Origin of the sequence: Pseudomonas sp. GL-RE-26 (genome assembly GCF_019956275.1) — a bacterium.
In the GTDB taxonomy this organism is placed as follows: domain Bacteria; phylum Pseudomonadota; class Gammaproteobacteria; order Pseudomonadales; family Pseudomonadaceae; genus Aquipseudomonas; species Aquipseudomonas grandcourensis.
The window spans coordinates 131,937-149,783 of record NZ_JAHBDI010000044.1 but is presented as its reverse complement, the minus strand read 5'-3'; the positions used below and the strand labels follow the sequence as shown (position 1 = coordinate 149,783).

General features: G+C 61.9%; 12 protein-coding genes. 6 read left to right on the top strand and 6 right to left on the bottom strand.

Annotation, left to right across the window (positions count from 1 at the left end; translation table 11 throughout):
* Positions 1–13 precede the first annotated feature (13 nt).
* A complete protein-coding gene (locus tag KGB07_RS22810) occupies positions 14–1,633 on the bottom strand; it encodes an FMN-binding glutamate synthase family protein (RefSeq protein WP_223466591.1) in 1,620 nt (539 codons plus the stop codon).
* 148 nt (positions 1,634–1,781) lie between these two features.
* Positions 1,782–2,582 carry a helix-turn-helix transcriptional regulator gene (locus tag KGB07_RS22805; RefSeq protein WP_046041024.1) on the bottom strand — a complete coding sequence of 267 codons (801 nt, stop codon included), beginning with the start codon at positions 2,580–2,582 and terminating at the stop codon, positions 1,782–1,784.
* 124 nt (positions 2,583–2,706) lie between these two features.
* Here KGB07_RS22805 and KGB07_RS22800 point away from each other — a divergent pair, with 124 nt between their 5' ends.
* The 5 genes from KGB07_RS22800 (at position 2,707) to KGB07_RS22780 (ending at position 6,768) form a co-directional block, all read left to right on the top strand.
* Positions 2,707–3,528: a carbon-nitrogen hydrolase family protein gene (locus KGB07_RS22800; RefSeq protein ID WP_046041025.1), complete on the top strand. Its 822-nt coding sequence runs from the start codon at positions 2,707–2,709 to the stop codon at positions 3,526–3,528.
* A 233-nt stretch (positions 3,529–3,761) separates the two neighbouring features.
* Positions 3,762–5,087 carry an APC family permease gene (locus KGB07_RS22795; protein ID WP_046041027.1) on the top strand — a complete coding sequence of 442 codons (1,326 nt, stop codon included), beginning with the start codon at positions 3,762–3,764 and terminating at the stop codon, positions 5,085–5,087.
* 84 nt (positions 5,088–5,171) lie between these two features.
* Entirely contained in the window at positions 5,172–5,606 is a 435-nt protein-coding gene (locus KGB07_RS22790) for an NUDIX hydrolase (RefSeq protein ID WP_223466590.1), read from the top strand.
* 23 nt (positions 5,607–5,629) lie between these two features.
* Complete coding sequence (locus KGB07_RS22785; protein WP_223466589.1) at positions 5,630–6,268, top strand: LysE family translocator; 639 nt, start codon at positions 5,630–5,632, stop codon at positions 6,266–6,268.
* A gap of 2 nt (positions 6,269–6,270) precedes the next feature.
* Positions 6,271–6,768 (top strand): GNAT family N-acetyltransferase, encoded by a 498-nt coding sequence (locus KGB07_RS22780; RefSeq protein WP_046041030.1) that lies wholly within the window; start codon positions 6,271–6,273, stop codon positions 6,766–6,768.
* 183 nt (positions 6,769–6,951) lie between these two features.
* Here KGB07_RS22780 and metR read toward each other — a convergent pair whose 3' ends face one another.
* A complete protein-coding gene (gene metR, locus KGB07_RS22775) occupies positions 6,952–7,869 on the bottom strand; it encodes a transcriptional regulator MetR (RefSeq protein ID WP_046041032.1) in 918 nt (305 codons plus the stop codon).
* A 117-nt stretch (positions 7,870–7,986) separates the two neighbouring features.
* Complete coding sequence (locus tag KGB07_RS22770; protein ID WP_223466587.1) at positions 7,987–13,221, bottom strand: dermonecrotic toxin domain-containing protein; 5,235 nt, start codon at positions 13,219–13,221, stop codon at positions 7,987–7,989.
* Positions 13,222–13,439: 218 nt separating this feature from the next.
* Between KGB07_RS22770 and KGB07_RS22765 the strand changes: the two genes are divergently transcribed.
* A complete protein-coding gene (locus tag KGB07_RS22765) occupies positions 13,440–14,474 on the top strand; it encodes an alpha/beta fold hydrolase (protein WP_046041035.1) in 1,035 nt (344 codons plus the stop codon).
* Positions 14,475–14,591: 117 nt separating this feature from the next.
* Here KGB07_RS22765 and KGB07_RS22760 read toward each other — a convergent pair whose 3' ends face one another.
* Positions 14,592–15,920, bottom strand: a complete 1,329-nt coding sequence (locus tag KGB07_RS22760) for a sigma-54-dependent transcriptional regulator (protein ID WP_046041037.1) — start codon at positions 15,918–15,920, stop codon at positions 14,592–14,594.
* Entirely contained in the window at positions 15,917–17,818 is a 1,902-nt protein-coding gene (locus KGB07_RS22755) for a sensor histidine kinase (protein ID WP_046041038.1), read from the bottom strand. Before KGB07_RS22755 ends, KGB07_RS22760 begins: the two co-directional genes overlap by 4 nt.
* Positions 17,819–17,847 lie beyond the last annotated feature (29 nt).

Below are 17,847 nucleotides of genomic sequence, written 5' to 3'. Positions count from 1 at the left end.
CGGGGTGGCGAGGTCATGCCGCCGCTATGTCATGGGGCTCGAAACTGTCGGCCCGGGCCATCTGCCACATCCGCGAGTAGAACTCGCCGTTCACCTCGCCGGTCAGCAACTCCCCCGGTTTGAGGAATACGTGCAACTGCGAGAACAGCTTGATCTCGGTCGCCGACATGCGTCGCACCAGATGCTTGGCCGACAACTGCGACGGGTGTTCGAGGCCGGCGGCGGCGAGCATTTCCGCCAGGGCCTTGAGGGTGTTGCGGTGGAAGTTGAATACACGCTGGGCCTTGTCCGGCACCACCAGCGCGCGCTGGCGCAGGGTGTCCTGGGTGGCGACGCCGGTCGGGCATTTGTTGGTGTGGCAACTCTGCGACTGGATGCAGCCGATGGCGAACATGAAGCCGCGTGCCGAGTTGGCCCAGTCGGCGCCGATGGCCAGCACGCTGGCGATGTCGAAGGCGCTGACGATCTTGCCGCTGGCGCCGAGTTTGATCTTGTCCCGCAGGTTCAGGCCCACCAGGGTGTTGTGCACGAACAGCAGGCCTTCGCGCATCGGCACACCGATGTGGTCGGTGAACTCCACGGGCGCGGCGCCAGTGCCGCCTTCCTTGCCGTCGACGACGATGAAGTCCGGGAGGATGCCCGTTTCCAGCATGGCTTTGGCGATGCCCATGAACTCCCACGGATGGCCGAGGCAGAACTTGAAGCCCACCGGTTTACCGCCGGACAACTCACGCAACTGTGCGATGAAATGCATCATTTCGATCGGCGTGGAAAACGCAGTGTGGCGCGACGGTGACACGCAGTCCTCGCCCATCAGGATGCCGCGGGTTTCGGCGATTTCCCGGGTGACCTTGTGTTTGGGCAGGATGCCGCCGTGGCCGGGCTTGGCGCCCTGGCTCATCTTGATTTCGATCATCCGCACCTGCGGCGTCCGGGCTTGCGCCGCGAAGCGTTCCGGGTCGAAGAGACCGTCGCTGGTGCGGCAGCCAAAGTAGCCGCTGCCCAGTTCCCAGGTCAGGTCGCCGCCGTTCTCCCGGTGATAGGGGCTGATGCTGCCTTCGCCGGTGTCATGGGCGAAGTTGCCGAGCTTGGCACCCTGGTTCAACGCGCGGATGGCGTTGGCGCTGAGGGAACCGAAACTCATGGCCGAAATGTTGAACACCGACGCCGAATACGGCTGGGTGCACTGCGGGCCGCCGACGGTGACCCGGAAACTGCTCGGGTCGCTCAACGGCGCGGGGCGCATGGAGTGGCCGATGAATTCGAAACCCGACTGATACACGTCAATCAGTGTGCCGAAGGGTTTGTCGGCGGTTTCATTCTTGGCCCGGGAATAGACCAACGAGCGCTGGGCCCGTGAGAAGGGCAGGGCGTCGCTGTCGGATTCGAGCAGGTACTGGCGGATTTCCGGGCGGATACCTTCGACCAGGTAGCGGATATTGCCGAGGATCGGGTAATTGCGGCGCACCGCGTGGGGGCTTTGCAGCAGATCGAACACACCGATCAGGCTGAGGACAGCCGTGACGGCGGTGATCGGCCAGAGCCAGTCATAGTCAAGAAAAGGCAGGCTGGCGAGGGTGAAGATCACGCAGACGGCAAAGAAGGCGTAGCGGCTCAGGAGTGACAGGCTCATACGGTTTCCTTGGGTTCGGACTCAATATTGTGGCTAAAACACAAAACACTGTAGGAGCGAGCCTGCTCGCGAAGGCGGCGGTGCAGTCGACATCGATGTTGGCTGACATACCGCTATCGCGAGCAGGCTCGCTCCTACAGAAAAGCTGTCAGGCATTTTGTGCCTGGAGAAAAATCGAAAACAGCTCGGACTGGGATTTGATCCCCAGCTTGCTGTACATGTGTTTCTTGTGGACTTTCACGGTTTCGGCAGAAATTTCCAGCTTACGGGCGATTTCTTTACTGGAGCAACCGCTAAGCATCAAGCGCCCGACATCCAGCTCCCGGGCGGTCAACTGCGCGCCTTTGAGTTGCTGCACAGAGGCCTCCAGCTGTACCCGCCAGTCGGCTTGCGGCGGTGCGGGGGCCAGGGCCACGACTTCGTTGATTTCATAGGGTAGACGCTGGCGCAACAAACCGAGCACCCACGGCTGGATCAACGACAACAAGGCGATCTGCTGGCCGCTGAAGCGCTGGGTGCTGCCCAGGGACAGGCACAGCGTGCGGTCGCCTTCGAGCTGACAATTGAACTGGATTTCGTCGGCCACCACATTCAGACGAAAGTAGCGCTGGTAATACTCGGTCAGCTCGAAGTGCTCCGGGGCCACCTCCGACAGGCGATACAGCCCGGTGCGCGACTGCTCGCGGCAGGCGATGTAGAAGGGGTCGAGCAGGTACAGGCCGCGCAGGTAATCCTGGAACAACTGGTCGGGGCTGCCGTCCTCGCCGGGGCATTCGGCGAACACCTGGGGGCGCTGATCGGCGCTGAAAAGCAGCGCCACCCAGCTGTCGAAGGGCACGTACTGGTCCAGCAAGCGCACAAGCTGGGTCCAGAAGTTGGGCTTGTCCAGGGCGTCGATCAGTTGCCCCACCGAGCGGTGCCAGGCGATGTCGTCCAACGAGAGTGTCATGCATCTACCCCTATCGTGTTACCCCAGCGGCGTAATTCCCCGCCCGGTTGCTTGCTGCGCATACTGGCGCACAGACACCGACCGGGCAATCTTTCTGCCGTCCGGCCCATAACAAGGAATACCCATGAAGGTCGAACTCGCCCAACTGGCAGGCCGTGACAACGATACGGCTTACAACCTCGAACGCACCCTGGCGGCGATGGCTGCGTGCGCAGCCGACACGCAGCTGATCCTGTTCCCCGAAGGCCACTTGATGGGCTTCCCTTCGGCCGAGTCCGTGGCCGAGGTGGCCGAGGCGCTGGACGGCCCGTCCGTCAGTGCGGTGATCGCCGCCGCCCGCCAGCGCAATATTGCCGTGGCCATCGGCATGGCCGAGAACGACAACGGCCGTTTCTACAACACCACGTTGCTGATCACCCCCGAAGGCATCGCGCTGAAGTACCGCAAGACTCACTTGTGGGCCTCGGATCGCGGTGTCTACGAGGCGGGCGATCGCTACGCCACCTGCCTGTGGAACGGCGTGCGCGTGGGCCTGCTGATCTGCTACGACATCGAATTCCCCGAAAGCGCCCGCGCCCTGGCCCAACTGGGCGCCGAGCTGCTGATCGTCACCAACGGCAACATGGACCCGTACGGCCCGACCCATCGCACCGCGATCATGGCCCGGGCCCAGGAAAACCAGGCGTTTGCGCTGATGGTCAACCGTGTGGAAACCGGCGATGACAATCTGCTGTTCGCCGGCGGCAGTGCACTGGTTGATCCGCTGGGCACCCTGTTATTCGAAGCCGGACGCGAGGAAGGGCAGTTTGCCGTTGAACTGGACCTGAACCAACTGACGACGGCGCGCCAGGATTATCGCTATCTGGATGATCAGCGGCTGAAGTTGCCGGGGGAGGTAGTTGAGCATGCGTCCGGATTGCGGGAGCTGCTGATTCCTGTGCGCTGATCCTGATTTCTTGTCGACCAGGATGACGCCATCGCGAGCAGGCTCGCTCCCACAGGGATCTGCAGTGGATTCAGATTTTGTAACCGACACAAAACCCTGTAGGAGCGAGCCTGCTCGCGATGAGGTCCTCCCGGACAACACACCTGCCTGACCCAAGAACAACAACGCAACACCCGTAATTTGCGCCGAACTCGGCTCTGCCATAAATCCAATAAAATTCGGAGTAGTCGCTCATGGCTCGTTTGCAACGCACCCTGTCACTGGGGTCGGTGGTGCTGTTTGGCATCGCCTACATGACGCCGATCATTGTGCTCGGCACCTTTGGCATCCTCGCCCAATCCACCGCCGGCATGGTGCCGGCCGCGTACCTCGCGGCGCTGGTGGCGATGTTCTTCACCGCCATGAGCTACGGGCGCATGGCCTCGGCATTCCCGGTGGCCGGCTCGGCCTACAGCTATGTGCGCAAGGCCATCAGCCCGAAACTCGGGTTCATCGCCGGTTGGGCAGTGCTGCTCGACTACCTGTTCCTGCCCATGGCGATCTGGCTGATCGGCGCGGCCTACCTCAACTCCGCATTCCCGGCGGTGCCGCAGTGGATCTGGGTGCTGGCGTTCATCGGCATCACCAGCGCGATCAACATCGTCGGCCTGAAACTGGCCAACGGCATCAACGCCTTGCTGATGCTGGTGCAGTTCCTGGTGCTGATCGCCTTCGTCGCGTTGTGCGTGCATTACGTCGGCGGTGATGCGAGCACGCCGTTGTGGTCGATCAAACCATTTTTCAACGGCGACATGCAGATGCCGCTGATCATGAGCGGCGCGGCCATCGCCTGCTACTCGTTCCTGGGCTTCGACGCGGTCAGCACCCTGACCGAAGAAACCCGCGATCCACGCCGCACCATTCCCCGGGCGATCATGCTGATCACCTTGATCGGCGGGCTGATTTTCGTCGGCGTGTCGTACTTCGTGCAGATTGCTCATCCGTCGTTCCAGTTCGACAACGTCGACTCGGCGGCCTATGAAATTGCCCGCAACATCGGTGGCGACCTGTTCGTGTCGATCTTCCTGATCGGCCTGATCGTCGGCCAATTCGCCTCGGGGTTGTCGGCCCAGGCCAGCGGTTCGCGGCTGCTGTACGCCATGGGTCGCGACGGCGTGTTGCCGAAAGCGTTTTTCGGCACCTTGCACGAACGCTTCGGCACGCCGATCAACAGCATCCTGCTGTGCGCGGTGGTGGCGTTGCTGGCACTGAAACTGGACGTCACCACCTCGACCTCGTTCATCAACTTCGGCGCGTTCCTGGCCTTCAGCCTGGTCAACCTGTCGGTGATTTTCCATTACTGGATCGGTGGCGAGAAAAAAGGCCCGCGTGAGTTCGTGCTGTTCCTGCTGTTCCCGTTCATCGGCCTGGCAGCGGATTTGTGGCTGATGGTCAGCCTCGATCATCTGGCGGTGTACCTGGGGTTGAGCTGGCTGGCGATTGGCGTGGTGTACCTGGCAGTGTTGACCGGCGGTTTCCGTCGGCAGCCGCCGGAGATGGATTTCCAGGAAGCTGCATAAGCCTTTCTGCCTGAACCTGAGGCCTTTGCTCACGAGCGGCGGACATGTGATCCTTAGCGTTTTTGAGTCAAAGGCCTTTTGTTTATGTCGACGTACTCCTCGCCAACCTCCGGGACAATCCGCATCGCCGCCGCCCTGTTGATCGGCCCTGACGGCCGCACGTTGCTGGTGCGCAAGCGCGGCACCACGGCGTTCATGCAGCCGGGTGGCAAGATCGAGCCCCATGAATTGCCGGTCCACGCCCTGGCCCGGGAGCTGGAAGAAGAGCTGGGTCTGGATATCGACCCGGCGCAGGCCGTTTACCTCGGTCACTTCTCGGCACCGGCCGCCAACGAGCCGGGTTTTGTCGTACATGCCGAGCTTTTTCAGCTGAACATAGATTCAGATGTCACCCCGGAGGCAGAGATCGAAGAAGTAATCTGGATCGACCCGGCCACCGATGGCGATGTCAGCCTGGCGCCATTGACACGGGACCTGATCCTGCCGTTTTATCGAGCATCGCTGACCGCGATCGCCTGATCATCACGCAAAGGACTTCGCCCATGATCCCGCTTCAAGACCTGCTGATTTTTGCTGCTGCCGCGTTGCTGATGGTACTGACGCCGGGGCCGAACATGATTTACCTGATCTCCCGGTCGATCTGCCAGGGGCGCAAGGCCGGGGTGATCTCGCTGCTTGGGGTGGTTGCGGGTTTTTTCGTGCATTTGTTCGCTGCCGCCGCCGGTTTGACCGCGGTGTTCCTGGCGGTGCCGATGGCCTATGAGGTGTTGAAGTGGGCCGGTGCGCTGTACCTGTTGTGGCTGGCCTGGCAGGCGGTCAAACCCGGTGCGCGTTCGCCGTTCGAGGCGCAGCAGTTGCCCCCGGATTCGTCGCGCAAGCTGATCACCATGGGCTTTCTGACCAGCGCCCTGAACCCGAAAATCGCCTTGTTCTATCTGTCGGTATTTCCGCAGTTCATCACGCCGGAGCACGGTTCGGTGTTCAGCCAGAGCATCATCCTCGGCCTGACCCAGATCAGCGTCAGTTTCTGCGTCAACCTGCTGATCGCCATGTTTGCCGCGGGCATCGCCTCGTGGTTCGTCAGCAATCCGACCTGGCTGGCGATGCAGCGCTATTTCATGGGCTTCGTGTTGTCGGCGCTGGCGCTGCGGCTGATGCTTGAGCAAAAACGGATGGTCTGAGGATGTGGATCGAACGACTGGATGCCAGCCATGCCCTGGACTACCGGGCGCTGATGCTCGAAGCCTACGACCTGCACCCGCAGGCCTTCACATCGAGCGTGCGTGAGCGGGCGGCGATGCCGCTGAGCTGGTGGGAGTCGCGCCTGAGCGGCAAGCTGGACGTGGTACTCGGGGCGTTCGAAGAAGGCCGGTTGGCCGGCATCGTCGGCCTTGCGCTCGAGCCTCGGGAAAAGGCCCGGCACAAGGTGACGCTGTTTGGCATGTATGTTTCACCGACGGTCCGCCAGCGCGGGCTCGGCCATCAACTGATTCAGGCGGCATTGGCCGAGGCGCGGAACCATGGGGGTTTGCGCCTGATCCAGTTGACCGTCACCGCCGGCAACGATGCCGCGTTCAACCTCTACCAGCGCTGCGGTTTCGTCCAGTTCGGCCTGGAACCGATGGCCGTGCGGGTGGAAGAGGATTACTTCGACAAGATCCACATGTGGCGCGAGCTCTGAAATCACCGCAGATCCCCCTGTAGGAGCCGGTATTTGTGGCGAGGGAGCTTGCTCCCGTTGGACTGCGAAGCAGTCCCGATACCATCCGCCACGGACTTTCAGTCAACACTCAAGAACATTTACGACTGCTGCGCAGCCGAGCGGGAGCAAGCTCCCTCGCCACAGTGGACAGCATCTGGCTTCTCAGCGAACTGCACTAACCCCATCCAGCGTCGAAAACGACGTGTCCTTGGCCGTCAGCAAGAAGTCGCGCATGTACGGCGCATCAAGCATGTCGGCGCGGATTGCCGCATACAGTGTGGCGAACAAACCTTTCTCCCCCAGCCGCTTGGCTTTCACATAGCCCCGCGAGCTGTATTCATGCAGTGCCCAATGGGGCATGCCGCACACGCCGCGACCGCTGGCCACCAGTTGCATCATCATCACCGTCAGTTCCGAGGTGCGGACCTGGGCCGGCTCGATGTCGGCGGGTTCGAGGAAGCGGGTGAAGATGTCCAGTCGGTCCCGTTCCACCGGGTAGGTGATCAGGGTTTCCGGGAGCAAGTCTTCGGGGACGATATAGGCCTTGCTGGCCAGGCGGTGCTGGTTGGCCACCGCGAGCATCGCTTCATAAGTGAACAGCGGGACATAGGTGATCCCGGCCAGATCCACCGGATCGGAGGTCACCACCAGGTCCAGATCGCCACGGGCCAGGGCCGGCAGCGGTGCGAAGGAGAACCCCGAGGCCAGGTCCAGCTCGACCTCTGGCCAGGCGTCGCGGAACTGGTCGATGGTCGGCATCAGCCACTGGAAGCAACTGTGGCACTCGATGGCCATGTGCAGACGACCGGCGGTGCCACCGGCCAGGCGACTGATGTCGCGTTCGGCGGCGCGCAGCAGCGGCAGGGTGGCGTCGGCCAGTTGCAGCAGGCGCAAACCGGCGCTGGTGAAGCGCACCGGTTTGGTCTTGCGCACGAACAGCTGCATGCCCATGCGCTCCTCCAGCTCTTTGAACTGGTGGGACAGGGCTGACTGGGTCAGGTGCAGGCGATCGGCTGCATCCACCAGGCTGTCGGCTTCGCGCAGGGCGTGCAGGGTCTTGAGGTGACGGATTTCAAGCACCGGGGGCTCCATGAGGAAAACTTGTCGATAAATCGAAAAGGTTGAGTTTGTCTCATGTTGGTGCCGCTGTCGACCACAAGTACGGCGGAGCACATTGCGTGCCCCGCCGTTGCTGCTTCACAGCGTGGAAAAGTGTTTGTTGCCCAGCGGTTTGCCGATGTCGCCGCGCCAGATCGCCTCGATCGTACCGCCACTGGCGGCCACGTCCTTCTGCCATTGCAGGCCCAGGTTGCGTTGTTCCGGCCGTTTCAGATGGCCTTTGACGAAGTCGCTGAACTGAGGCTTGGCCGAGGTGTAATGGAAGTGTGCGTACCATAGGGTTTGCGCCGGTTCGCTGCGCAGGTCGCGCACCTCGTACTCCTGGAGGAAATCCCGTCGTCCGTCTGCGCGTTTGCCCAGGTCGCGCAAACCGCCTTCCTTGCGGATATCCACCACTTGCTGTTCTAGCAGATAGTCCAGATAACCTTCGGTCGGGGTTTTGCTGTTCATGCTTTGATCGATGCGCAGGGTGCGCCCCGTGCGCAACATCTCATCCGCGCGATTGCGCAATTGCAGCGCTATGGTCTCGGCGGGGGACAACCGTTCGATGGCCTGGGCGCGCAGGGTCAACTCCGCCGCTTCGCTGCTCATCATGTGTTCCAGGTCGACGGGCAGCATGTTTTGCTGCGCATAGCCTTTGACTTTGTTGGTATAGGCGTCCGCAGCCCCCAGCCTTTTTCCGGCCTCTGTCAGCAGCGGCCTGACATCGGTCGGCAGCATCGGTTGCGCGGAGACAGCTGGTTCACTGAGGTGATATTTACCGGTGGAGCGGGGCAGCCAGGTTTCCGTACGGCCATCGACACCTTCAATGGTGAAGCGCTTTTGCCGGGTGACTGCGTCGGTGCTGGCGATGCCGATCAACAACTGGTTGTCTTCGGTCTCGAACAACTGCTGCCCGGGCCGTCCTTCCTTGGGAACCACTGACGGGCGGGTCTTGATGGCATTGCGCGCGAAGTCTTCGACCCTGTCCAGATTGTCCAGAAATGCGCTGACTTGCTCCAGATCCAGGTGCTGCGAATAGCCGATGGTCCAGGCGCCCAACTGACGGCGGAACTCGCTATAGGCGGCCAGGCAGTCTTCGAGGACTTTGTTGCGCTGACTGACGGTGGCGCTCACCTGGGGCAGGTGATGTTGTGTCAGTAACACGCGGCCGACCTTGTTGCGGGCTGTTTTCAATTGCGTGTGGAAGTACATCCAGGACAGGTCGGTTACCGCGTCATAATGGGTGATGATTTCCAGGGTATGTGCCGTTTTCAGGTAGAAGTGATTGGCGTCGCTGAATTTTTCATTCACGGTCGTCATGTCCTGCGCCATCTTCGATTTTTGCATCCGGTTGGTGATCCGGCGGTTCCATCGATTGGCTTCCTCGACCGTCGTATGGAGCTGATCGAAGTCTTTGAGAAAGCCTTTGCGGACTTCCTTGCGCTGCGCCATGAGCTGCAAGTGCGCGGCGGTATCGGTGACCGGTGTGGTGTCTGAACGGGCGATCAACTGATCGATACGGTCGAGGTGCTCCAGCAGCCGTTCCTTGACCAGGGCGATCCGCCGTAACGAACGGTCGACGATGATCCAGGCGCAGCGGCTTTGAATATCCTCGATCTGCACGCGTTTGCGGCCATGGCTGTACAGCATCAGCTCATCGAGATTCAGGTATTGGGCCTGGGCAAGGTCGATATCGTTCGCGCAGGTGATATCGGCACGGGCGCGAAGGGTCGGGCGCTGCCGGGGTTCGAGGCCGAAGTAGTGCTCCAGCGTGACGTTGCTGCTGCGGGTCTGGGTATCAAGCCGTCGCGAGTAGGCGTCGGCGCTATTAGTCAGGGTCAACTGCCGACGCAAGGCCCGATCCGTCCACCAGCGTGGCAGCCAGCGGCGAATGGCGACCGGCCAGAGCGGGTCCAATCCATCGGCCATGTGCCCAAGCACCGCGCCACCCCCCACGCCGCCGCCTTCGATCACGGCGCCGTACACCGCGTAGTGGGTGTTCCAGTGGCCGGACTCATCCAGGGCAACCGGCTGTTTGTAGGTCCGGCTGCTGGTGCCGCTCAAGCGCCAGCGGGGTGGTTTGCCTTCCAGCTCGATGCGATAGATTCGCCCCTGGCTGACCATAAAATGGCCGTCAGTGTGGCGATACACGTTGCGATAAATGCCTTCGGTGCCCGGTTGCAGGCCCGCGAGGGAAATCGGCTTTTCATATTCGTAACCGTTGAAGCGTTCCAGGGCACGTCGTGCCTGATGTCGCGTCGATACCTGCAAGGCGCGCGGGCTTTTGCCCAGCGCCCGCCACTGACGATTGCGCGTGACGGCGCGGGCCGCAACGGGCGCAGCGCTGGCACCCGGGAGAATGTCCATGGCCGCATCGATCAGCGACAACAGCACCGCTTCCACCTCGGCCAGGCCATGACCGACATCACCGCGCAGGAAGGCCGCCACCGCCAGGTTGGCGCTGTTCCAAGCGTCGTACAGGGCAATGGTCGCACCGACGAAAGGCAGCATGCCCACGGCCATTTTCAGGTAGTTGAACATCGCGCCGGACTTCAGGGCGACTTGCTCCAGGTACAAGGCATCGTTGGAGCGCGATGTCATCCGATGGGCTTCGAGCAAGCGGCCCATGTGCACGTTCAGCAGATGCGCCGCCAGGGAGGTGCTGGATGGCCAAGGCGTACCGACGCCGATCAGGCCGTCGAAGTTTCTCACTCTCGCCTCGTTGATTCGGCTGACGTGATGGGCGAACTCTCCGGTCAAGGCCCGTCCGGCGAGATAGGTGACCATCGAGCTGCGCAGGCAATCGTTGAATAGCCGTATCCGCGCCTGCTCAAGGCTGTCGAACTGGCGCATAAACACACCGTCCGGGCTGTCCGGCAGGTAGAGCAGGGTCAGGCCACTGATCCGCTCGACAATGAAGGTCACACCGGACAGGGTGCTCGACCCCTGGCCAGGGGTGTCGATGCCGCCTACTGTCAGGTGCGTCGGCAGCAGTTCGATGCGTTGGCCATGGGCGCTGAAGGCTTCACGGCTGCTGGCATCGATGGCGATCTCCAGGACCTGTTGGCCATCGGCATTGATATCTTTGGCGAGCACGGCGAACTCGCCTTGCAGGCGCAGCATCAGGCGCCATGGTTCGCTCAGGCATTCGTGGCGGTATTCATTGCTGAAGGCCGGAGCGGTCGAGGTGCCGAGGAAGGTTTCACGAATCAACGTTTCATACTGTCCGGCCAGGTCCAGTTCGGTGACCATCTTGCGCAGCCAGGCCGGGGTGATGCCGGTTTTCAGCTTCTGTTGATCCGTCGCGTCGCCGCCGCTGATCTCCACTTGCATGAACGACAGTCGCCACGACATCGCCTGATCAATGTTGCTTTGCGCCAGGTCGCCGAGGGACAACTTGCTGCTTTGCTGGCTGGCCACCAGCACGTTTTCCTGGGGTGTCCCCGGTGCCGCCCCCTCGGTGACGACCTTGCGCCAGGCAGTGGAGTCAGGCACGTCCAGTCGCACGTCAACGTTTCGGGTCAGGCCGAACGCCTGGCGCAGGTGGGCATCAATGGCCTTTTTGCTGAAGGTGTCGCGGGGCGGCAACTCGCGCTCCAGCCACTCATGGGAGCGATTCATGGCCTTGATGTAGGACTTGAACAGCGTCTTGATCCGCTCACGTTGTGCGGCGGGCAAGGCGCTGTGCCACGCCGGCAAACGTGCGGCCAGCGCACTGCTGTGAACTTGCTCGACAATGTGCTGATGAGCCAGTTCACGGGCTGCGGGGACAGAAACTGTCAGGCCGGCGAGGGTCTGTTCGCGCAGCTTTTCCAGTTCCGTCTCGCGTTGACTGGCGCGAGATGGAACCGGGTTGGCGGTCAGCAGCCGGGCCACTTGTTGTTCACAGCTGTGAAGCTGATTCTGCAAGGCGTATTCGAACGGGTTCGCAGTCAGTGGCAGGATATGCAGCGCTTGACTGCCGACATTGGCCGAAAGTTTGAACAGCGTCTGTTCCAGAGCCTGTCGAGACGCGAACCGTTGCAGGCCACCGAAGCGTCCGGGCCAGTAGAGCAGCAGGCTCTCGGTCGAGGACGGCAGCAAGGCCGACGGCCGGGAGAACAGTAATACACCGTCCAGTTCCCGGGATTGTGTGCCGGTGGTGTCACCTTCAGTGTCCGTCATCGACAACACCAGGCGCGCTACCACCACTCCGTCCGGGGGTGGTTGATCCGGTGCATCCAGCACGCTGGTCAGCCATTGATGTTCCTCGTGGCTGATCTGGCTCAGGCTCAATTGCAGCTCGGCTTCGGCGCGCAGGCCGTCCAGGCGTGCCTGGTAAAGGGTGGCGTAGTGCGGACGGTTTTTGTGGCGCAATTCCAGCATTTTCTGCGCACTGTCGCTGTGCAGCAGCGCGGTTGCAGCGCGGGTGCTGGCCTGCTCGGCCGTCGTGAGGGCGTCCATTTGCTGTTGCAGGCGTTGCAGGCGCGGGTCAGTGTGATCACCCTGAAAGTTCTCGCCCAACAAGGTATCCAGTGCCGTGCGCTGTTGCGCCAGTGCCTGGTGACGGATGCCCAGTGGAATATCGGGGCTCAACTGGCCGAACAGGACACCGTCGTCGTTGGTATCCACCTCCAGCAGGTCGGCGGGCAGGGCCAGGATCGATTCGTTACGCGACCGGTCCTCAGGTGCGACGTGCAAGCGCGACCACAGGGATTCGGCGCTGGTCTGCAGCACCTTCTGCTCAAGCGCTGTGTACTCGACCCTGAGGGTGCCTGGCGGTAGCCGGGGTTGGTCGAACATCTGCGGCTGATGTTCGATCAGCCAGCTTTCCATATCGACACGGTTCTCAAAGGTCATCCAGGCGGATGGCCGGGAAGGCAAGTACAGCAGTTGAGCGACCGGTTGCTTCGTGTCCCGGGTGATGACCAAGGCGCCCGATAGCTTGACTGACAGGCCTATGTCATCCATGAACTGCATTTGCTCGACGTAAACCCGTGGAGTGGCAGGCGTTGCTGTCTGCACGGGTGGGTCGAGGATCGCCTGTAATGTCTCGATCTGTTCGGTTTGCAGAATGCCCTGGGCAAAAGCCCATTGGCTCGATGCCTCGAAATGCTGACGGTACAAGCGGTTGGCCTGTGCCTTGCGCGACTGATCCGTACCGCGCGCACGGGCATTCCACCAAGTGCTGGCGAGCGGCGACTGCGGGTTTTGCGCCATAAGCGCCCGCCACTGTTCACAGCATTCATTCCAGCGTTCCGAGGCGCTCAGGGTCAGGCTTTGATCCGGGTTTGCGGGCAAAGGAAAGACAAGGCCGAAATCGGCCGTTAGGGGGGTGGTTTCGTCAACCATGACGATGAATCTCCAGAAGGCCGGGCCGTGCCGGCGGTACGGGCATTAGGAGGCAGTCGTCAAAAGGGCGGGTGGTACATAGTTATCGCGAGGCCGAATTTGACGCCTGATGACCGCTCGGCACTCTTCATCAAACTGTCATGGAACTGTGGCAGCGCGCTTGAACAAACTTCATCAGACTCGCGCTCTACTGGGGTTCTGCGTTTTGGTGTTTTTTCATGGGTGCTTCATTCCTTTCACGAATCGTATTGTTGGCCGCGCTGTTGTTCGGCCTGCCGTCCCTGGCGGCTTCGCGTTGTGACGTCAATGTTCCTACCGAACGGGTGGATCTGGCCCAGGTAAGCCTGGCGTACCAGAGCATCGGCCGTGCGTCGGATCCGGCATTGCTGCTGGTGATGGGCCTGGGCGGGCAGTTGATTCACTGGCCGGACGAGGTGGTGGTTGCCCTATGCCAGCAGGGGTTCCGGGTGATCCGCTATGACAACCGCGATGTCGGCCTGTCGACCTGGCGGCAAGCACCGGCTGAAGCCAACCTGACCTTCGAAGTGCTGCGCTACAAACTCGGATTGCCAGTGTCGTCACCGTATTCGCTGACCGACATGGCCGAGGATGGCCTGGGCTTGATGGACGCCTTGCACATCGACCAATTCCACGTGTTGGGCGCCAGCATGGGCGGGATGATCGCCCAGCACATGGCGGCCATGGCACCGCAAAGGGTCGAGAGCCTGACCCTGATCATGACCTCCTCCGGCGCCGAAGGCTTGCCGGCGCCGAGTGCGGCGCTGGTGCAGTTGTTGGCCCGGCGCGGCGCACCGAACCGCGAAGTGGCCCTGGAGCAACAGGCCGACTTGCTGGCGGCGCTGGGCAGCCCGATGGTCACCGATGATCGTCAGGCGCTGCTGCATCAGGCGGCACTGTCCTATGACCGGGCGTTCAATCCCGAGGGCGTGAAACGCCAGATCATGGCCATTCTCGCCGAACCGAGCCGGGTGACCCTGCTCAACCAGTTGCGGGTGCCGGCGCTGGTGGTGCATGGCACGGCCGACCCGCTGCTGCCGGTGATGCACGGGGTGCATCTGGCGGCGCATCTGCGTGGCAGTCAGTTGATCCTGATTCCGGGCCTGGCCCATCGTTTCCAGGAGGCGTTCAAGGCGCCATTACTGGCGGCGGTGTTGCCGTACTTGCGCGAGCACCGTGAAGACACTTCGCACTGGGCGCAGATCGAGCCTGTGGCCGATCGCAATCTCCTCTAACCCCCGATCACCTGTAGGAGCGAGCCTGCTCGCGAAAGCGGTGTTTCAGCCAACGATGATATCGACTGACCCGGCGCTATCGCGAGCAAGCTCGCACACAGGAGAATGCATGGTCCATCAGTGGCTCAACCCGTACTTCTTTACCTTGTCGAACAGCGTGGTTTTGGCCATGCCCAGTTCCTGGCTGGCCTGTGTCAGGTTGCCGCCGCTGCGTTGCAAGGCGTCGCTGAGCAGGTTGCGCTCGAACGCTTCCACCGCTTCGGCAAAGGCCAAGCCCTGATTGCTGGCGCCGGCACCGGTTTTCTTGAACGCCGGCAGGCCCAGGGCAAAGCGCTCGGCAACGTTGCGCAGTTCACGCACGTTACCCGGCCAGTCGTGGCTCATCAGGTTCGAAACGGTCTGGTTGTCCAGTTCCGGCACCGTGCGGTCGAAGCGTAGGGACGATTGCTGCAAAAAGTGTTCGAACAGTTGCAGGATGTCCTCGCGGCGCTCACGCAGCGGCGGCAGTTCCAGGGTCACCACGTTGAGGCGGTAATACAGGTCGCTGCGGAACTCGCCGGCCTTGCTTGACTCGGCGAGGTCGGATTTGGTCGCTGCGATGACGCGGCAATCCACCGCTACGCTCTGGTTCGAACCGAGGCGCTCGAGGGTGCGTTCCTGTAATACCCGCAACAATTTGATCTGCAAGGGCAGGGGCATGCTTTCCACTTCGTCGAGGAACAGCGTGCCGCCGTCGGCGTGTTCGATCTTGCCGATCCGCCGTTTGCCTGCGCCGGTAAAGGCGTTGGCTTCGTGGCCGAATATTTCACTTTCGAACAGGTTCTCCGGCAGGCCACCGCAGTTCAAGGCGACGAACTGCTTGGTGTGCCGCCGACTGAAATCGTGCAGGCAACGCGCAACCAATTCCTTGCCGGTGCCGGTCTCGCCTTCGATCAGCACATTGGCCGAGGTATCGGCAACGTTGGCGATCAGTTCCCGCAGGTTCTGCATGGCCGGCGAGCGACCGATGATCCGTCCTTCGAGGGAATCACGCTCGGCCAGTTGCCGACGCAACGACGAGACTTCCCGCGCCAGGCTACGTTGCTCCAGGGCGCGGCGGGCGACATCCACCAGACGCTCTGGGGAGAACGGCTTTTCCATGAAGTCGTAGGCGCCTTTCTGCATCGCGCCGACGGCCATGGAAATGTCGCCGTGGCCGGTAATCAGCACCACCGGCAAGCTGCGATCACGCTCCTTGAGTCGTGTCAGCAGTTCCAGGCCATCGATGCCCGGCAGGCGAATGTCGCTGACGACAATGCCGGCGAAGTTGTCGCCGACCCGCTCCAGGGCTTCTTCGGCGCTGCCCACGCCAATGCAGGGAATGTCTTCCAGGGTCAGCGCCTGTTGGCAGCCGAGCAGCACATGGGGGTCGTCTTCGACGATCAATACACTAAGGTCGTTGTTCATATTGGCTCGGCGGGAGTGGGGCTTACCAACGGTAAACTGAGGACGAATGCGGTACCACCGCTGGCCGGGTGCTCGACACCCAGATGACCGCCGGTGGCGGCGGCCAGGCTGGCGGACAGGGTCAGGCCCAGGCCCAGGCCCTGTTCGCCGGGTTTGGTGGTGAAGAACGGTTCGAACAGGTGCTTGCGCGCTTCGGCGTCGATGCCGTGGCCGTTGTCACGTACGCGCAGGCGGTATTTGCCATCGAACGCTTCGCCTTCGAGCCACAGCTCGGGTTGCGGCTGCGCTTGCATGGCGTCGAGGGCGTTGCCAATCAGGTTGACCAGAATCTGCTCCAGGCGGGTCTGGTCGATCTGCACCTGCACATCGGTGAAATCGCGGTGCAGTTGCAGGTGAATGTTTTCCACCCGGCCGCCGAGCAATTGCAAGGCGGCGTCCACGCCTTTGCCGAGGCAGGCCTGACCCTTGTCGTCCCCGCGCCGGGCAAACGAGCGCAGGCTGGCGGTGATCCGGCCCATGCGGTCGATCAGTTCGTTGATGGTCTTGAGGTTGGTGCTGGCCACGTCGAGCTGGCCGCGCTCGAGGAAGCGTACGGTATTGCCGGACAAGGTGCGCAGCGCCGCCAGCGGCTGGTTCAGTTCGTGGGCGATGCTGGTGGACATCTGGCCGATGGCCGCGAGTTTTCCGGCCTGTACCAGTTCATCCTGGGCGCGGCGCAACGTCTCTTCGGCGAGCCGGCGTTCGCGAATCTGCCCCTTGAGCCGTTCGTTGCTGGCGCGCAGGTCGGTGGTGCGTTCGGTAATCCGACGCTCCAGCTGATTGTTGGCTTCCTGCAAGGCTTCCCGGGCCGCAAGACGGGTGGCGATTACCTTGCGTCGCTCGTTCCAGGCGATCAACAGGAAGGCGAAGAGGGCAAACGCCACGGCCACCAGAATCCCCTGATTGATCGCTTCGCGGCGCAGATCCTGCAGCGGCGTGAGCAGGGTGAAATTCCACGGCGTATCGCTCAACGGCCGGGTTTGCGCCAGGTAGCTGATGTTTTCATCGTCGGACACCAGTTCGCTGTTGGCCGGGAACGTGAGTTTCTCCACGCCTTCGGACAGGGTTTCCCGGGCCAGCGGCTGCAGTTCATTGAGGGGGAACCAGTAGTACTGCAGGCTGCGGGCGAGTTTTTCCTTGGTTTCTTCGCTCAGCGGCACCACCGATTTCAAGCGCCGCGCCGGATCGCTGGACAGAATGATGATGCCGTTTTCATCGCTGACGAAGGCTTCCAGGCGTGCCCGTTGCCAGCGTTCTTCCATGGCTTCCAAGCGGACCTTGACCACGGCGACGCCGATGATCTTGCCGTGTTCTTCCAGGCCATGGGCCAGGTAGTAACCGGGTTCGCCATTGGTACTGCCGATGCCGTAGAAGCGTCCGGGCTGACCGCGCACGGCGTTCTGGAAATAGGCACGGAAGGACAGGTCTTCACCCAGGTAACTGTCGACATCGCGCCAGTTGCTGGTGGCCATGACGCGGCCGGTGGTGTCCATCACGTAGATGGCCCGACTGCGGCTGCGCCGGTTCAGGCCTTCGAGGTAATCGTTGACCGTCTGCCGGTGTTCCGGAGTCGGGTCGGCCAGCAACTGCGAAACGCTGGTTTCGAGTTCCAGCAGGCTGGGCAGGTAGGTGTATTTGCTGATTTCGCTTTCGACGGCGCGGGCGTGCAGTTCCAGCTGGCGCTGGCCGTTTTCGCTGAGGCTGCGGATGCCGTAGTGTTCACTGATCCAGAAGCCGATAAAGCCCAGGCCGATCATCATGGCGATGATCAGCGGCGGCAGGAACAAATGACGAACCAGACGGGGTTTCACGGCGAGTGATGGCGACGCTGCGCGATAAAGAGTGGGGTCGCATTTCATCACAGATGCCTTGGGTCAACCAGCATGGC

Bases quoted from the DNA above. Each gene is read 5' to 3' on its own strand.
- KGB07_RS22810 (WP_223466591.1), bottom strand. From the start codon at position 1,633: ATGAGCCTGTCACTCCTGAGCCGCTACGCCTTCTTTGCCGTCTGCGTG.
- KGB07_RS22805 (WP_046041024.1), bottom strand. From the start codon at position 2,582: ATGACACTCTCGTTGGACGACATCGCCTGGCACCGCTCGGTGGGGCAA.
- KGB07_RS22800 (WP_046041025.1), top strand. From the start codon at position 2,707: ATGAAGGTCGAACTCGCCCAACTGGCAGGCCGTGACAACGATACGGCT.
- KGB07_RS22795 (WP_046041027.1), top strand. From the start codon at position 3,762: ATGGCTCGTTTGCAACGCACCCTGTCACTGGGGTCGGTGGTGCTGTTT.
- KGB07_RS22790 (WP_223466590.1), top strand. From the start codon at position 5,172: ATGTCGACGTACTCCTCGCCAACCTCCGGGACAATCCGCATCGCCGCC.
- KGB07_RS22785 (WP_223466589.1), top strand. From the start codon at position 5,630: ATGATCCCGCTTCAAGACCTGCTGATTTTTGCTGCTGCCGCGTTGCTG.
- KGB07_RS22780 (WP_046041030.1), top strand. From the start codon at position 6,271: ATGTGGATCGAACGACTGGATGCCAGCCATGCCCTGGACTACCGGGCG.
- KGB07_RS22770 (WP_223466587.1), bottom strand. From the start codon at position 13,221: ATGGTTGACGAAACCACCCCCCTAACGGCCGATTTCGGCCTTGTCTTT.
- KGB07_RS22765 (WP_046041035.1), top strand. From the start codon at position 13,440: ATGGGTGCTTCATTCCTTTCACGAATCGTATTGTTGGCCGCGCTGTTG.
- KGB07_RS22760 (WP_046041037.1), bottom strand. From the start codon at position 15,920: ATGAACAACGACCTTAGTGTATTGATCGTCGAAGACGACCCCCATGTG.
- KGB07_RS22755 (WP_046041038.1), bottom strand. From the start codon at position 17,818: ATGAAATGCGACCCCACTCTTTATCGCGCAGCGTCGCCATCACTCGCC.